Source organism: Dyella flava (genome assembly GCF_016904955.1).
Lineage (GTDB): Bacteria > Pseudomonadota > Gammaproteobacteria > Xanthomonadales > Rhodanobacteraceae > Dyella_B > Dyella_B flava.
The window spans coordinates 94,742-110,686 of the sequence record NZ_JADIKE010000027.1; the positions used below are offsets into that span (position 1 = coordinate 94,742).

Annotated in this window: 16 protein-coding genes; 9 read left to right on the plus strand and 7 right to left on the minus strand. The window is 59.1% G+C overall.

Annotated features, from left to right (window positions below; genetic code table 11):
- The first annotated feature begins 410 nt into the window (after positions 1 to 410).
- Positions 411 to 1,247: a plasmid replication/partition related protein gene (locus tag ISP19_RS03840; protein ID WP_204680019.1), complete on the plus strand. Its 837-nt coding sequence runs from the start codon at positions 411 to 413 to the stop codon at positions 1,245 to 1,247.
- A gap of 66 nt (positions 1,248 to 1,313) precedes the next feature.
- Here the strand turns inward: ISP19_RS03840 and ISP19_RS03845 are convergent, their stop codons facing one another.
- Positions 1,314 to 2,225 carry a LysR substrate-binding domain-containing protein gene (locus tag ISP19_RS03845; protein ID WP_204680020.1) on the minus strand — a complete coding sequence of 304 codons (912 nt, stop codon included), beginning with the start codon at positions 2,223 to 2,225 and terminating at the stop codon, positions 1,314 to 1,316.
- Between the two features lie 258 nt (positions 2,226 to 2,483).
- On the opposite strand from ISP19_RS03845, the gene ISP19_RS03850 reads away from it, so the two are divergent.
- The 3 genes from ISP19_RS03850 (at position 2,484) to ISP19_RS03860 (ending at position 4,806) form a co-directional block, all read left to right on the plus strand.
- A complete protein-coding gene (locus ISP19_RS03850) occupies positions 2,484 to 3,107 on the plus strand; it encodes an isochorismatase family protein (RefSeq protein ID WP_204680021.1) in 624 nt (207 codons plus the stop codon).
- A 335-nt stretch (positions 3,108 to 3,442) separates the two neighbouring features.
- The gene (locus ISP19_RS03855; RefSeq protein ID WP_204680022.1) at positions 3,443 to 4,006 is read left to right on the plus strand and encodes a DUF6933 domain-containing protein; all 564 of its coding nucleotides are present in this window, start codon (positions 3,443 to 3,445) and stop codon (positions 4,004 to 4,006) included.
- 371 nt (positions 4,007 to 4,377) lie between these two features.
- Complete coding sequence (locus ISP19_RS03860; protein ID WP_204680023.1) at positions 4,378 to 4,806, plus strand: hypothetical protein; 429 nt, start codon at positions 4,378 to 4,380, stop codon at positions 4,804 to 4,806.
- A 153-nt stretch (positions 4,807 to 4,959) separates the two neighbouring features.
- Here the strand turns inward: ISP19_RS03860 and ISP19_RS03865 are convergent, their stop codons facing one another.
- The 4 genes from ISP19_RS03865 to ISP19_RS03880 form a co-directional block, all read right to left on the minus strand.
- Positions 4,960 to 5,736, minus strand: a complete 777-nt coding sequence (locus tag ISP19_RS03865; protein ID WP_204680024.1) for an enoyl-CoA hydratase/isomerase family protein — start codon at positions 5,734 to 5,736, stop codon at positions 4,960 to 4,962.
- A gap of 175 nt (positions 5,737 to 5,911) precedes the next feature.
- A complete protein-coding gene (locus ISP19_RS03870) occupies positions 5,912 to 6,727 on the minus strand; it encodes an alpha/beta fold hydrolase (RefSeq protein WP_204680025.1) in 816 nt (271 codons plus the stop codon).
- Between the two features lie 107 nt (positions 6,728 to 6,834).
- The gene (locus ISP19_RS03875; RefSeq protein WP_204680026.1) at positions 6,835 to 7,377 is read right to left on the minus strand and encodes a 2,4'-dihydroxyacetophenone dioxygenase family protein; all 543 of its coding nucleotides are present in this window, start codon (positions 7,375 to 7,377) and stop codon (positions 6,835 to 6,837) included.
- A 206-nt stretch (positions 7,378 to 7,583) separates the two neighbouring features.
- Positions 7,584 to 8,354, minus strand: coding sequence for a TauD/TfdA dioxygenase family protein (locus tag ISP19_RS03880; protein ID WP_204680027.1), 771 nt, complete (start codon positions 8,352 to 8,354; stop codon positions 7,584 to 7,586).
- A 400-nt stretch (positions 8,355 to 8,754) separates the two neighbouring features.
- On the opposite strand from ISP19_RS03880, the gene ISP19_RS03885 reads away from it, so the two are divergent.
- Entirely contained in the window at positions 8,755 to 9,882 is a 1,128-nt protein-coding gene (locus tag ISP19_RS03885) for an alkene reductase (RefSeq protein WP_204680028.1), read from the plus strand.
- A gap of 32 nt (positions 9,883 to 9,914) precedes the next feature.
- Positions 9,915 to 11,114, plus strand: a complete 1,200-nt coding sequence (locus ISP19_RS03890) for an MFS transporter (RefSeq protein ID WP_204680029.1) — start codon at positions 9,915 to 9,917, stop codon at positions 11,112 to 11,114.
- A gap of 210 nt (positions 11,115 to 11,324) precedes the next feature.
- Here the strand turns inward: ISP19_RS03890 and ISP19_RS03895 are convergent, their stop codons facing one another.
- Positions 11,325 to 12,245 carry a LysR family transcriptional regulator gene (locus tag ISP19_RS03895; protein WP_204680030.1) on the minus strand — a complete coding sequence of 307 codons (921 nt, stop codon included), beginning with the start codon at positions 12,243 to 12,245 and terminating at the stop codon, positions 11,325 to 11,327.
- Between the two features lie 206 nt (positions 12,246 to 12,451).
- On the opposite strand from ISP19_RS03895, the gene ISP19_RS03900 reads away from it, so the two are divergent.
- The 3 genes from ISP19_RS03900 (at position 12,452) to ISP19_RS03910 (ending at position 15,149) form a co-directional block, all read left to right on the plus strand.
- Entirely contained in the window at positions 12,452 to 13,003 is a 552-nt protein-coding gene (locus ISP19_RS03900) for a carboxymuconolactone decarboxylase family protein (RefSeq protein WP_204680031.1), read from the plus strand.
- A gap of 504 nt (positions 13,004 to 13,507) precedes the next feature.
- Positions 13,508 to 14,212, plus strand: coding sequence for a DJ-1/PfpI family protein (locus tag ISP19_RS03905; RefSeq protein ID WP_204680032.1), 705 nt, complete (start codon positions 13,508 to 13,510; stop codon positions 14,210 to 14,212).
- Positions 14,213 to 14,309: 97 nt separating this feature from the next.
- A complete protein-coding gene (locus ISP19_RS03910; RefSeq protein WP_204680033.1) occupies positions 14,310 to 15,149 on the plus strand; it encodes a helix-turn-helix domain-containing protein in 840 nt (279 codons plus the stop codon).
- Between the two features lie 136 nt (positions 15,150 to 15,285).
- Here ISP19_RS03910 and ISP19_RS03915 read toward each other — a convergent pair whose 3' ends face one another.
- Positions 15,286 to 15,882: a peroxiredoxin family protein gene (locus ISP19_RS03915; RefSeq protein ID WP_204680034.1), complete on the minus strand. Its 597-nt coding sequence runs from the start codon at positions 15,880 to 15,882 to the stop codon at positions 15,286 to 15,288.
- Positions 15,883 to 15,945 lie beyond the last annotated feature (63 nt).

The window sequence follows — 15,945 nt, forward strand, 5'->3', positions numbered from 1 at the left end:
TGATGTCGGCCCTGCCAGGAACGTTCGATGACACAGCCTCATTCAAGCCAATTACCCGCGCAAAACTTACGCATACCGTCAGCGCGTGTTGCGGCCAACCTAGGTAGACACGTTCTTTCATCAAGGGTTCCCTTGATGGAAAGCCCAGCGAGGAAACGGGGCCGAGGAGGCTAAATGCCCTTTAGCCTGGCGTTCGCACGCTTCGGCCTCCAGGGGCTGAAAAGTGTCAGGAGCAATCTCCCAATCACGCGCCCCAACACCACCCGTTTTCGCGTTGCCCCCACGCCGACCAGGGCATTGAAGCCTTCCGGTACCAACCGATCAGCACCGGGAGGCCATGCTGTTCTCACTCCGGCCGGACCCACTACAATGCGCGCCCTTTGCCCTGGTACCGGACTGCGCGGACATCGATGGATATCGTCGTCAACGAAGAACTGAAAGCCTATATCGATCCTCTGACACCGGAGGAACACGAATCGCTGGAGCGCAGCCTGCTTGCCGAGGGCTGCCGCGATGCCCTGGTGCTGTGGGGCGACGTGTTGGTGGATGGCCACAATCGCTATGGCATCTGCCAGAAGCACGGCTTACCGTTCCAGACAGTGCAAAACCCGCGCTTCCAGTCGATCGAAGACGTGCATCTGTGGATGATCGAGCAACACCTGGGTCGGCGCAGTGTGTCGGATTTCCAGCGTGGCGTGCTGGCGTTGCGCAAGCGCGAGATCCTGGCACAGCGATCCTCCGCCCAGGTCCAGGCATCCCCTGCGCCCACGGCCGATCGCGCGGACGAGGCAGCGCCCATCAGTGAACAAGCCTCACCTGCCCCGGCACCTACCGAACGGCCGCCCAGCCGCGAGGCGCTCGCGCGCGAGGCCAAGCTCAGCGGCAATCAAGTGGCGTTGATCGAAAAGATCCAGAAGCAGGCGACACCCGAGGTCGTAGCCGCCGTACGGTCAGGCCAGATCTCAATCAATGCTGCGGCTGCGGTCGCGAGCCTTCCGGAAGAGGAGCAGCGGGAGGCTGCATTGGCGGGAAGCAAGGAGCTCAAGGAGGTGGCCAAGCGAGTGCGCGAATCCAAGCGCAAACCGCGGGAAGCGACCGCCAAGGAGACGATCGCTTCGCCATCAGAGACTGACGTCAATGACGATGTAGACGAACTGACGCGACTCCGCAGGCAAGTGGCCGAGCTTCAAGAAGAAAACGCGGCGTTGCGTAAGGAAGTGGCTGATTTGCGCGCAGCGCTGGCATAAACAGGCCGAGCCCTCAGATCTGAGCCTTGCCCCAGTACACACCAGCGCCTTGCCAATACGTCGTCTCTAAATAGACACGGCTGCCGGCAACTCAGCCACAAGGAAATCAAGGAAGGCTTTCACCGAAGGCAACCGGCCATGCCGGTAAGGCATGACGGCCGTCAACGTGGAGTCGCCGGCAATCCATGTCGGCAACACGCGGCGAAGCACGCCGGATCTCAGTTCCGCGCGGCATGAATAACCCGGTAGCGCAACGATGCCAACGCCGTCCATGGCTGCTCGCTTCAGAGTTGTGATGTCGCCACTTAAGAGCCGCGGCGCCAATTTGACGGTTGCCCCCTCTCCCCTTTTGGTTGAATGACGAAGCCGCCACATCGGCGTTACGTCACCGCGCAGCATGAAGAGCGAAGGATGCTTGTGCAGATCCTGCGGAGTTTGCAGGGGCTTTTGCGCGTCGAGGTAGCTCGCACCCGCGAACAGATACCAGGGAACCGGCGCCAAGGTTCGTTGAATCAGCGTCGAGCTGGGCAGCGGATCGGAGTGACCTCGAATCGCTACATCGAAATTCTCGCCGACGATGTCAACGTAGTCGTCGGTCGCGTGAGCAACTACGTTGACCTTTGGATGGCGCCTCAAAAAGCTCGACACCAATTCATCCAGTGCGAACTGCATGGTCACTAGACCCGCGGTAAACCGCACCGTCCCCTTCGGTTCGACCAACCGCTGCTTGATGGAATCCTCCGCCCGCTCAGCCTCGCGCAGCATCGCCATCGCGTGGGTGAAGAATTCGTCTCCCGCATCGGTCGTCCCGAAGTGGCGCGTGGTGCGATTGAGCAAGCGCACGCCCAGGTCGGACTCCAATTTCTGCATGCGATGGCTGAGTGTCGACTTGGGAATCCCCAGGGTTCGGCTGGCTGCGGTAAAGCCACCCCGATCGACCACGTGCACAAAAAGAAAAAGATCATTCAGATCCAGCACGGGACCTCCTTTGTTCAATAGTTTGGACACTAAATTCCATATTTACCTACTTCTTGTCCATGGGCTCAACGCCTACGATGCCCTTCAGCGGTGGTCAGCGCAGGTCGCTCACCTGGACGATCACGCAAGTCCGCGATGGGAGAGCCCGTGAAACGACGTGAGTTTCTTCGATCGGGTCTGGTTGCTACCACCGTAACCGTATTGGGCGTTGCGCCGGCGGCCATCGCCTTAGCCCATCCTCCGTCTAAGGAAACTGCCATGTCTGACGTCAAAAACGCCTACACCCCGCTGACCTCCGAAAATGCCGCGCTGGTGCTTGTCGACCACCAGGTGGGCCTCATGACTGGCGTGCGCGACTATTCCACGGGCGAACTCAAGCACAATGTTGTTGCCCTTGCCAAAGCGGCCAAGGCGCTCAAGCTGCCGATTGTCGTCACGACGACGGCGCGTGACAGCATGTGGGGACCAACCTTCCCGGAACTTGTGGAAGCGTTGCCGGGCACGCAGATCATCGATCGCTCGTCGGTCAACGCTTTCGACGATCCCGCGGTGTCCAAGGCCATCTTGGGGACGGGTCGAAAGAAGCTCATCTTTGCCGGCATCTCTCTGGAGGTTTGTGCCGCCTTTCCGGCCATGACGGCCGTCGCCAAAGGACTCGACGCTTACGTCGCCGTCGACGCGTCCGGCACATTCTCTGAAACGAAGCGCCAGACGGGCCTCATGCGCATGCAACAAGCAGGCGTGATGCTTTCTGACTATGCAACGCTGATGGTTGAAATACTGAAGGACAACGCGCGACCAGAGGCCTCCGAGGTCTATGGAGCGATGGACATGGCCTGGGCCAAGCTGGTTGGGCAGGTTGCTCAGGCATATGGAAAGTGACAGAGGCACCATTCCCATGGCGCCTATACCATCATCGCGCCTCTCGAACTTCCGTGGTCCCACCTGTGCTCGCTACTCGATAAGGCTGGGCGAAAGCGTCGGCCGAACCCGCAGTTGAAAGTGGATCTCTCCGCAATACCCGATCAAGCCAGGTCCTGGCGCCTCTTCGAGTTGCCTTTCGCCTCCCGTTGCGGGTCGAGATCCATCCTGCTCTACCCTCGATAACACAGGCTAATCGCATTCAGGGCAGCGCCCTGCTCCAATAGGCGGTAGACGTATCCCCATTGGCAAAGTCGCTTCGAAACCAAGCTAATGAACACCGTTAAAATCACGCCATGATCGCGCTACGCTGCACCACCAAGTTATTGAAGCGCCTTCATCAGTCGGCCAAGCTGCCGGCGCCTCCTGTGCCGACCAATCCGCTGGGTGAGTGGTACGCCGATCTCGACTTCTTCGAGCGCAAACCGTTCTTGACGCTGCTAAATGCGAGTACTGGCGCCGGGCTTGTACTCCCTGGCAATGCCGAATTCTTGAAGTACCTCCACATTCATGCCGGGCAGCAGCTCTTCAAGCTCTTGCTGCACTATGACTTTGACCCGGAATGGCCTCAGTGCAGTGCCGAATTGGCTGCCTGGGAAGCGCCGCCGATATATGCAAACACCAGTGATCGCAGTCTGTTGGGATCGATGAATCGGTTCAAGCTCGAAGCTTGGCACCGCTTCGCTGACGGGAATCGCTCGCTTCCGGAAGTTGCCGCCAGTTGGTGGGAGGGAATCTTCAGCCACCCTGCACTCCCCAAATCGCATCACGGAAGCGGCCACTATCATCGGCCATTGGACCTGGTCTTGGATAAACTCGCCCCGCCCGGCACCATGCTTATCGACTATGGTCGCAGATGAGCTCATCCCTGGGTCGCTGCCAACGACGACGCTTGAAAACGATCAGTTGGCCATTTCACGCAGTAACAGTGGCATGCCTGCGCCTCAGCAGACAACGAACAGTGCCTTTTGAGAAACAAGATCCGCGCCTGTCCTACCGACGATAACCCTCTCTAATCGCTTCGCACTCTTAAACGTCGCTTTGAAGTTGTGCGGAACGATCTCTTTCCCATAGCCAATCCCTTGGGGAAAATCATGGGCTGGAAGTGCCGCAACTCGGGAGTAGCCCAGGTGACCAATTAAATTTCCAGTGGAAATGCCCTCCCCCTTAACTGGAGTACCCTCTTAGGCGTTCGGATTCTGCGGACAGATGACCAGGCAGAGATTTGCACATGAACGTACGCAGCCAAATCAAGGACCATATCGCAGCTCAGCCAGAGCCAAAACGAAGTGACATGCAAGCGCTGCATGACATCATTCTTGGAATCATGCCTGACTGTAAATTATGGTTTCTCGATGGCAAAGATGAAAATGGCCGGGTTGTTTCCAATCCGAATATAGGCTACGGGGTGCAGACTATAAAGTATGCCGATGCAAAGACCAGAGAGTTCTATCAGATCGGCATTAGTGCAAATACAACAGGCATCTCTGTCTACATTATGGGGATAAAAGACAAAAAGTACCTGGCCGAGAAATATGGGAAAAAGATCGGCCAGGCAAGCGTAACCGGGTATTGCATCAAGTTCCGGGCACTACGAAATATAGACATTGACGTTCTCGTGGACGCAATGCGCTATGGAATCGAACAGACGCGCGTCTAACCATTCATTATCGGGGGCATTCAAGACATTGAGATTGACTTCAAAGTGCATCGCCCTTCCCTAACGTCCGCTTCCGTTCGGCACCAGGCGAACATGGCGTTCTCATTCCAGCCGGACGCGCTATAAGAAGCCGCGTGCATTCCCCGACTTTGCTCAGCCCTTCGCTCGCATTGATTTCACAAGTGCGGCCGCAGACGCGCCTTCGAGCGACAAACCGTAGCCTACTTCCTGCACGATGCGTTGCTTCAACGGCCAAATAAAGTGTATGCGCGTGTTGCGGCGTGCTACTTCGGGCGCTTTTAAATACTTCCGCGCCAATTCCTGTGCGCGGGCAAGCGCCTGTCCGTGCGGCACGACTTCGGCAACCACGCCCCACTCGCGTGCGACAGCCGCCGTAATCGTCTGCGCGTTGAGCAGGAAACTTTCCGCCCGCCCCGCTCCCGCACGATAGCTCCAGGTAGTAAAGATGCCGTCACCGGGCACGACGCCCGCAGCATAGTGGCCCATGTCGTGGAAAGTGGCGCCTTCTGCGGCCACAATGATGTTGGCCAGCAATGCATATTCCGTGTGGATATGGGCACGCCCCTCGATCGCCGCGATGACTGGCACGCGTATGTTGGCTATGTTCTCCAGGACTTGAACGCCTTCATCATGGATCTGGCTCCAAATGTCGGGATCGGAGACGTCCTTGAAAGACTCCCAGTCAACCCCGGTCATGAAGTCTCCGCCCGCACCGGTGAGGATGACGATCTTGTTCGCCCGGTCCTGCGAAATCCGGTAGAACGCATCGACCACCTCCGTGTGCGCCTCCGCCGTGAAAGTAAGTGGGCCGCCATTGCTATGGAGTTGTACAACCAGCACACCGTCTTCATCCCGCGTCAACTTAAGGTTGCGGTAGGCAGTGAAATAGCTATCCGGAATCGTTTGCATGATGGTCTCCCAAATTGGAAGGTATTGAATGAGTCACGCCACGTTAAAGCGGGGGATGCTTTGGAAGGGCTTCTCACAAAAGCCCCGTGCAGTAATACGAGAGCTTGAAGGTTCGCTTTCGAAACACGCGTGCCATTGACCGGACAGCGATACCGCAGCTGCCGGTTGCTCCGGGTCAGGTGAAGAAATCCGCCAACGCACGAGCCACGGTGGCAGCGTCATTTTCCATAGGAATGTGGCCTGCCTTGGGAATCCGGACCAGCTGCGTGTTCGGGATCTCTTTGACGAAGCGCTCCGCGTTCGCGATGAGCTGGAAGCTGTCGTCTTCGCCCCAGACGAGCAGCTTCGGCGTCTGCGACGCGCGAAGACGCGGCAACAGCTCCATCGTGTAACGATTGTCCGCCGCACCGGCCAGGGCGAGCCACGACCGTGCCACGCGCGGGTCCGTCCACGGTTCGAGATACTCGGCCACTTCGCTTTCCGTTGTTGGCCTGGCCAGTGCCGTGAGGACCGACTTGCGACGCGCAGCAAGGATATCTTCCGTCGTTGTCGCCGCGGCCACCGCCGGATCGCGGAACCGGGCAACGCCGGGCACCGGCCACGAATCGAACATCACGGCGTTGACGAGCGCGAATTTGCGCACGTCGATCTTCCCATCGACCAGCACCTGCTGCGCAACGCCGCCGCCAATGTCGTGCCCTGCGACGCCCACTGGTCCTGCGATACCGAGCGCATCCAGGAAGCGCGGCAACCAACCGGCCAACGCGGGAATCGATGCATCCGCGATGGTCAGCTCGCCACCGGAGCGGCCGAAGCCAGGGAAATCGACCGCGATGGGGCGTAATCCGGCGGCAGCCAGGTCATCGAGCACCGGCTGCCACACCCGGCTCCAATAGGTGCCGTGCAACAACACCACCACCGATCCTGCCGGGTCGCCGGCACTCAGGTAGCTGACCGGTACACCGGCCACGTCAACAGTATGTCGTTTCATGATGAATATCCTCCGTTGCGGCCCGTGGCGCGCAGCGATCGAGGTGTATAAGGCAAATCTTCGTGCGTGCTCTCGCGGTATCCGAAAATCGCGCGCAACAAAGACGCTTAGCGGATGAACTGCTTTACGTAGTCGGCGCCGAGGCCGATCGCTTCGTAATGCTTGCGAGCGGCCGCGATTTTCGTGAACACATCTTCGTATCCCACTGCTTCTCCTTGGGGATCAACGTAGGTGTATCCGCCCGTGACGTGGAACCACGTAATCATCTCTTTGACGTCGTCGGGCACGTACAAGGTGTGCGTCTCGCCGGCCGGCTCGTAGGCGTAGCCACCCTGCTCCGCCACCCAGTCATGCTCGAGGTAATACCATCGGCCTTTCAGAACGATCGCGTGCACCGGCCCGGTATGGCGGTGGCGCGAGAGCACGCCAGATTGGCGCACCCTGAGCAGATTGACGTAGTAGCCCTGGCTGGTGCTGAGCAGCAGCGGCTTGAACGAAACCGTCGGCGTCATCGGCACCCAAAGCTTATCGTCCTCCAGCCACTTGTCGAGCACGCCCAAATGCACGATGTCGGGTGACATGTCAGGGGCTTGCGGCAGCTGATAAGGGATAGCCCGCTCATCAGGCTTTCTTGCAGTCGTGTTGGTCATGTTACGCGGCCTCCAGAAGATTACGGTGCCTCGATGGCACGAGTCAGGCGGCGAACTGGAATGTGCTCATGATCTTCTCCTAACGAGAATTTCGTGGCTTGTAGATAATGAGCGTGTTATTTCGCCGGCAGTAGACCAACCAGGCACCTATCTTCATTCCCGGCAGGCATAAAACGTTCAATGTGTGAACCAACAGGCCAAGGCCCTCAGATCTGAGCCCTGCCCCAGTACACGCCACCCGCCCGTATCGTCGTTCGATCCAGAATGCGATGCTGATCCTCCGAGATCGGCGTAGCGCGGTGGGCAACCCGAAAGTTGTCGGCAATGACGACATCGCCTTCACGCCAGTCATGGACGTAAGCGGCACCCGCGCGGGACAGGTGATTGTCGAGATCATTCCGCAATGTCATGAACTGTTCGGGCGTGTAGCCCACGACGCCATCGGTCAGGCCGACGTTGAAGTAGAGCGTCGGCTCGCGTGTCGCGGGATGCCGGATCACGAGCGGATGTTTTATGCCGTTGCGATGCTGCGTGATGAGACCGTCGATCGCTGGCTTCGCCTCATCCGGCAATGCCCGGTACGCCTCGCGCAGATCGGCAAACAGCGTCTCGCCGCCATGGGCCGGTTGCGCGACCAGATACCAGATCGAGATGGGCGTGGCCTGCGCACGGAACGAACCGTCAGAATGCCAGTAGCGGCCAACGTTGGTATGACCTTCCACGGGGCGGCTGGCCACACGGAAGATTTGCGGATAGTCGGTCAACTGCCCCTCGCCCGGCGAGAACGTCTCGAGCGCGCCAAAGACCTCCGACATCCTGATCTGCTCAGCCGGCGAAAGCTTCTGATTGCGGATGACCAGCAAGCCATGCGTTAGAAGCGCCGCACGCAACCCATCCACATCGTCTTGCGTCAGCGCGGTCAGGTCGGTTTCTTCGACGTGCGCGCCAAAGCCGATATTCATTGCTTTGATCTTCATCGTTCCTCCGAATGTGCTAGCCGCTGATGGCCTCTGCCATGGAAAGGCGGCCGTCAGTCGATGAAGAAAAGGCTAGCGATGGGAAAGTCGGCGGAATACATCCGCGCGCGGCATAGGAGTCATTCCTGGAAGCCATACCACGCTGCGGGAGCAAAAATCACAAACTCGGCCGCTGCCATTTTGACCATCGGAATTCGCGAGAAATGAGCGCTATACAGGGCTCCGGCAGGCAAACACCGTATCGGCGTCCGTGCCATGGAGTCGGATCCCAAGTCGTCGTACCGTGTCCTTTGCACTCGTTGCAAAAGTCTATTGCGCATGGGGGCATTCTTCTTTGAGATGAGCGCCCCTAAGGTGTCGGCCAACGCGCTGACGCGCATCTTTGCGACCCCTCCCCCACATGAATACTCACCTTTTTTCACCCCTTCGGATCGGCAACCTCGACCTCCCCCATCGCGTCGCCATGGCGCCCTTGACGCGTTCTCGCGCCGGCCAACCGGGCAATGTGCCCACCGCCATGAATGTGGAGTACTACCGGCAGCGGGCCGGGGCAGCGCTTATCGTTAGCGAGGCCACCCAGATTTCGCCGCAAGGGCAAGGCTACGCGTGGACGCCAGGCATCCACACGGACGCCCAAATTCAGGGCTGGAAGGCCATCAGCCAAGCTGTGCACCAAGAAGGCGGTCGCATCTTCCTGCAACTGTGGCACGTGGGTCGCGTATCGCATGCGCAATTCCAGCCCGGCGGCCGGGCTCCCGTGGCGCCAAGCGCTCTTGCTGCGCCGGACAAGACGTTTATCGTTGCCGAAGACGGTCAAGGAACCTGGGCCAACACGACGACGCCCACGGCCCTTTCGCACGAAGGCATTGCCGAAGTGATCGCCGATTACGCGGCCGCCGCCGCGAACGCCATCAAGGCGGGCATGGATGGCGTGGAGATTCATGCCGGCAACGGTTATTTGCTGGACCAATTCATCAACAGCAATAGCAATCATCGTGAAGACGCGTATGGCGGCAGCGCGGAGAATCGCGCCCGCTTTCTGCTTGAGGTCGTCGATGCGATGGTTGCCACGGTTGGTTCGAAGCGGGTCAGTGTCCGACTCACTCCCATGGGTCGTTACCAGGGCATGGGTGACGACACACCCGAGGCGACGTTTGGCTATATCGCGCGCGAGCTGAGCAAGCGCGACCTTGCTTACCTGCACCTGGTCGAACCGGTCATTGTCGGCACCGTGCGCGACGATGATGTCGATCCGCGCTGGGACATGATCATTCGCCAGCTCCGTCACGACTACCAAGGCGTGCTGATGCTCGCCGGCGGCTACACGCAAGAGACGGCCGAAGCCGCCCTGGCCAGTGGGCGCGCAGACATCATTGCTTTTGGACGCACCTTCATCGCCAATCCGGACCTGCCCTATCGCTTTCGTCACGGCTTGCCGTTGAACACGCCTGATCCAAGCAGTTTCTTCGGCGGCGGCGAAATCGGCTACCTCGACTATCCCTTGGCCAAGCAAGCTTTAGCCGGCTGAGACCTTTTCCATTCTCGTCCAGGATTCTCGTCATGCAGCCCGATAACGCATCATCACCCCGCTTATCCAAGACAACCCTGTTTGCGATGGCCGCGGCCGCGGGCATGGGTGCGGCCAATATCTATTACAACCAGCCCATGCTGGGCGTCATGAACGAGAGCTTGCACGATCCTCGTGTCAGCGCCTGGATTCCCACCATGACGCAGTTGGGTTATGCCAGTGGCCTGCTGTTCCTGTTGCCACTGGGCGACATGCTGGAACGTCGCCGCCTGATCGTGCTGCAGTTCCTGGGATTGGCGGTGGCTTTGATTTTTGCCGCCGCCGCCCCTGGCTTGGCGACGCTGGCCATCGCATCGGTGCTGGTGGGAGCCATGGCCACGGTGGCTCAGCAGATCGTGCCGTTTACCACCATCCTGGCCGAACCCACGAAACGTGGTGCAGCCATTGGTAGTGTGATGAGTGGTCTGCTGGCCGGCATTCTGCTCAGCCGAACACTCGCCGGTGTCGTGTCCAGCATGGCCGGTTGGCGCGCGGTGTTCTGGCTGGCCGCACCCGTGGCCGTCGCGGGCGCCGTGTTGATGCGACGTGTGCTGCCGGCTCATCGGCCAACTCAGGCAGTGCAGTACGGTGCACTGATGGTCTCGTTGGGCAAGCTCTGGGTGCACGAGCCGATGTTGCGCCGGGCCGCCGCGACTCAGGCCCTGCTGTTCGCGTCGTTTTCAGCGTTCTGGACCATCCTCGCCCTGCGCCTGGCCCAGCCGCCGCTTAACCTGGGCGCTGCCGCGGCTGGCCTGTTCGGCATTGTCGGAACCGTCGGGGTGGCGATGGCGCCTCTCGCGGGTCGAATGGCTGATCGCAAAGGGCCCGCGCCGGTGATCGCGTTGGGCGCTGCCGCCATGATTCTCGCCTGGGTAGTGTTTGGCGCCTGGTCCAATCTGGTAGGCCTGGTCATTGGCGTCATCGTGCTCGACTTTGGCGAACAGATCGCACTGGTGTCCAACCAGCATCTGATCTACAGCCTGCACCCCGAATACAAGAGTCGCCTCAACACGCTATTCATGACCACCATGTTTGTCGGCGGCGCGATTGGCTCGTTCTTGTCCGCGTGGGCATGGAGCCACTACGGCTGGGTAGGTGTAACGCTACTGGGTGCGGTGTTGCCGGTCGGTGCGCTGGCATTGAGTTTGAATTCCCGGCGCTTGCTGCGTGCGCGTGTTGAGTCGGCTGGTTGAATAAAGCCCATCCAATAAGGGGATGTGTATTGCAAAAAAAAGATCGATCTCGCGTGGCCGTCATTCCCGCGAAAGCGAGGATCCATGTTGCTTTAAGAGCAGGAGCAAGATGGATTCCCGCTTTCGCGGGAATGACGGCGAGGAGAGCGTGGAGATACTTCAGAACAGGAGTGCCATTTTCGCTTCCAAGCCAATCCATCCATGCGTCATTCAAGCATGTCGATCCCAATAAGGCGGATTGCCAAAATGCTGAATCAAAAAGTCGAGAAATACCGCGACTTTTTTCGACCCGCGGCGACTGGGCAGATAGACGGCCCAGATGGCTCCCCGCTCAGCACCCAGCGAGGGAGCCCATGGCTCCAGCACGGGCACCAGCCGGCCCGCCGCGATGTCCTGACCCACCAGCCAGGTAGGCATCAGCACCAATCCCGCTCCGCCAATCGCAGCTTCCCGCAGCAGCACAGAGCCGTTGGCGCGCAGGTTGCCGCTAACCGATACCTTTACGCTCTTGCCATCGCGCACCAAGGTCCACGTGCTTTCACCGGTTAGATAATCGAATAGCAGGCAGTTGTGATGCGCCAGATCCTGCGGTTCCTTGGGGATTCCATGCTCTTCAAGATAGTCCGGACTGGCGCAAATCACCCGTCGATGTGGCGCAAGTTGGCGGGCGATCAGATTCGGGGAGGCCAATGAGCCGAGTCGAATGGCAACATCGATCCGGTCCTCGACCAGATTGACCACCGTGTCGGTAAGCCCGATGTCCAATCGCATACCCGGAAACTGACGCAGAAACGCCGACAGCGCGGGCGCTACATGTAATCCGCCGAAGGCGACTGGCATCGTGACCCTAAGCAACCCACTGGGTGGCCCCGCCGACTCGCTCACCGTGCGATCAGCACTTTCCAACGCTTCGAGAATCCGGCGCGCATCTTCGTAGTACTGCTCTCCGGCCTCGGTCAAGGTGACGGTGCGCGTAGAGCGGTTCATGAGCCGGGTGCCAAGACTTTCTTCAAGCGCATTGAGTTGCCGGGTCAGCGACGACGGCGCCACCCCAAGCCGGCGAGCGGCCGGCGCAAAACCACCGTGCTCAACAACGGCGACGAAAGCGCTCAATACCCCGAATCGGTCCATGTGCCACCTTTGCGCCAGACAGGTTGCTGGAAACACCTCTCGCTCGCGACGCGACAGCCTGCTTCGGCAGGGCGTCCGCCTATATTACCTGAGAGGTAATTGAGGCCACACAGTCGAACTCGCATAGTGACAATCACTCGGACACACAAACACCCGAGAGAGCATTCCCCACCCCATTGATTCAATGTCACTTGAGAGATAAAGCCATGTCCAATTTCCCCGTTCATACGATGGAATCCGCTCCCGAAGCCTCCAAGCCGGCGCTGGAAGCACTGCAATCGGCCTTTGGATTCCTCCCCAACATCGCCGGCGCGATGTCGACGTCCCCGGTGCTGATCAACAGCCTTGTTGGCCTGTTCGGTCATGTTCACGGCGGCAACTTCTCCGAGCCGCAGGTTCAAGTGGTTCTACTTACCAATGCGGTTACCAATGCAAGCACCTGGCCGGTAGCGCTGCACAGTTTTCTTGCACTGGAAAACGGCATTGCTGCGGCCGATGTGCAGGCGATTCGTGATGGCGATCTGCCCAAGGATGCCAAGCTGGCCGCCTTGTCCAGGCTCGCCAAAACCTTGATCGAAAAGCGTGGCCGTCTCAACGCGCACGACAAGGAGCAGTTCCTGCAGGCAGGTTTCGGACCGGATCACCTGCTGGAAGTAATCGGGATTGTCGCAGCGTCGACCATCACCAATTACACCGGCAGCGTGACGCAGCCGCCGCTGGAAGACGGTTTCAAGCCGCACGCCTGGGCTGCTTGCTGAGCCACCGAGAGCCAAGGCGACCATGGATGCAGTGAGTGTGATTTTCATTGCATCCATGCGCCTTGCAAGCGATCTCTTTTGACACCACAAGAGAGGTCAAGATCAATCCCTCCGTAACGGTCATACTCGATTGCGGAGGGCGTGATTTAAGGCAACGCTGATCAAGTATCGCCGTCGTCATGATGTCTGGAAGGCTCGCAGGCTGTGTCGCGTGGCGCCGGGAAGACTGGCCGTCTTGCCAAGCCGCGGGGCACAGCCTGCGAGCCTTCCAGGCATCACCCCATCATTTAAAATTCAACGTTGGGGCCAGCCCTGTCTGTTCGCATGCCTTCGGCCCGCCGTCTCGACAGACAGCCAGTCTGCCCTCGCCGACGGTCCTGTGGCCTGCAAACAGACAGGGCTGGTGACGACGGCGATACTTGATCAGCGTCGCCTTAACGTCGCAGCTCGACCATGGAGTTGGCAAAAGCGGCATCGTCCATCTTTCACATGAGAGTACATGCCATGAATACCATCGACCCGAATACTCATCTGACCATCGGTGCGCTGATCTTTCCCGATATGGATCAATGCGATTTCACCGGGCCTTTCGAGGCGCTTTCCCGGGTGCCCAACTCCACCTTCTTGACCATTGCCAAAGACACCGGGCCTGTTCGCGATTTGCGCGGCCTGCGAATTTTGCCGGATCTGTCGATCGCCGATGCGCCTCAGCTCGATGTGCTACTTGTACCGGGCGGGCACGGTCAGGAAGCATTGATGCACGACGAGGCCATTCTCGGCTTCATTCGAAAGCAAGCGAGCCACGCACGTTACGTTTTCTCGGTCTGCACCGGCGCGTTGTTATGTGGCGCGGCGGGCTTGCTGGAAGGCAAGCGCGCGACGACGCATTGGACCGCCATGGATGTGCTCCCTTACTACGGCGCCACCCCGGTGAACGAACGCGTGGTTATCGATGGCGCCATGATCAGTGCCGGCGGTGTTACGGCGGGCATCGATGGGTCGCTGGTGGTCGTATCCCTGCTGCGAGGTGTCACGGTAGCGGAAGAGCTGCAACTCTACATGGCTTACGACCCACAGACGCCTTTCACCGCCGGCTCACCGGCCACCGCGCCGGTACACGTATTAATCGCGGTGACCGAGCGTGCAGAGGCGATCACCAAGCAGCGCATGGAAACCGGGCAGCGCTATCGGACAAGGCAACACCCATGAATGCCTGCTGGCGGGTGAGCCCGATGGATTTACCCGCGTTCGCAGCCGAACATTGAAAAGTCGAGGCGTGTTCTTACGCCTTACCAGAGATAGAGTCATGGCCTCCGCACTGTTAAAAAACGCCTCCCATGCCGGAGTTCAAAACGACTTGGGTTCGCTGATGCGCTATTGGCGCGGCATACGCGGAAAAAGCCAGTTGGACGTATCGATGGATACCGGCATTTCACAGCGGCATATCAGCTTTATCGAAAGCGGGCGAAGCAACCCCAGTCGCCAGGCGCTGATTCATATCGCCCAGGCACTCGATATTCCTTTGCGCGAGCGAAATGTGTTGCTGCAAGCCTCTGGTTACGCGCCTATTTACTCAGAGAGCTCACTGGAAGCGCCGGAGATGCGCAGCCTTCAAAAAGCGTTGTCGCGAATGCTGCACCAACATGCCCCGTTCCCGGCGATCGTGATGGACAGGTATTGGAATGTCCTGATGACGAACGACCATGCACCGCGCTTTTTCAACGGCTTTATCGATATGTCGGCCCGCGCTGAGCCGCGCAATATCCTTCACCTTATTTTCGATCCTGATGGCTTGCGTCCGTTTATGGTCAATTGGGAACAAACGGCACGCAGCCTTATTCAACGCGTGCATCGCGAATCGGTGGGTCGCGTCGTTGACGAAAAAACGGGGCAATTGCTGCGTGCTCTTCACGCCTACCCTGATGTCAAAGCAGAGTGGGTAGCACCCCATCCCCATGCAATAGCACCCCATGCGCCGGTTATTCCCTTGAGCTTCGCCAAGGACGGCGTGGTGATGAATTACTTTTCGATGGTCGCCACGGTGGGAACGCCACAGACCATAAGCGCACAGGAAATTCGTATCGAGTGCATGTTCCCCGCCGACGATGACACCGAGGCGAAGCACATGCAGATACTTGGCGACTGACCGGCGATACTTGCCCAAACGCCGGGCACGCCATGCCGTCCCTTGGCGTCGCACGAAGATGGTGATCGCCAGCGACGCAGCACTGCGTTATTCACGCTCCGCCACACCCATGTCGACGATTACCGCAATCCCGCCGCTAATCCTGTTCGCCGATCGTTTGGGCGTACGTATTTCCGTACGGATAGAACAATTGCTTGCGGCCTTGCTGCCATGCCGCCTTGAGTTCGGGCGTAGTGATGTCCCAGTCCAGCCGGCATTTCTTCATGACGGCACGCATGTCCTGGCGCAGCTCTTCTGAAGTGGGGCGGCCGAAGAACCAGTAGCCGTTGTAGATCTTGTAGATGACTAAATCGGGCTCGAGGATGATCGTGTGGGGAATCATCGGATTGTGGGCCGGATCGGTGTATTCGGCGATGTCGAGGTCCTTCTGCACAGTCCGCCGCGTGTCCGACAGGAAGGGCCAGTGGGCGCCTACTCCACTGCGAAATTCATTCGTCTCAGTGATGTTGTCGGTACTGATCGTGACCAGCCGGCAATAGCTGACTTCGAGTTCACGATGCAATTGAACCAGCCCTTCGCACTGGCGACGGTCCTTGGGGCAAAAGCCGCCGCGGCTCAGAACCAGCACCATGGGATCCTGTCCTTGCAGCTCTGAGAGTTTTCGGCGTTTGCCGGTATGGTCGGAGAGCGCATAGTCGGGGAAGGTCGCCCCAGGAATGATGTCCGGTCGCATACGAAGGCCTCCTCTTCAGTCGATACGAAGGTTACTCCGCCCCGTTATTCGCGGATAAATCGG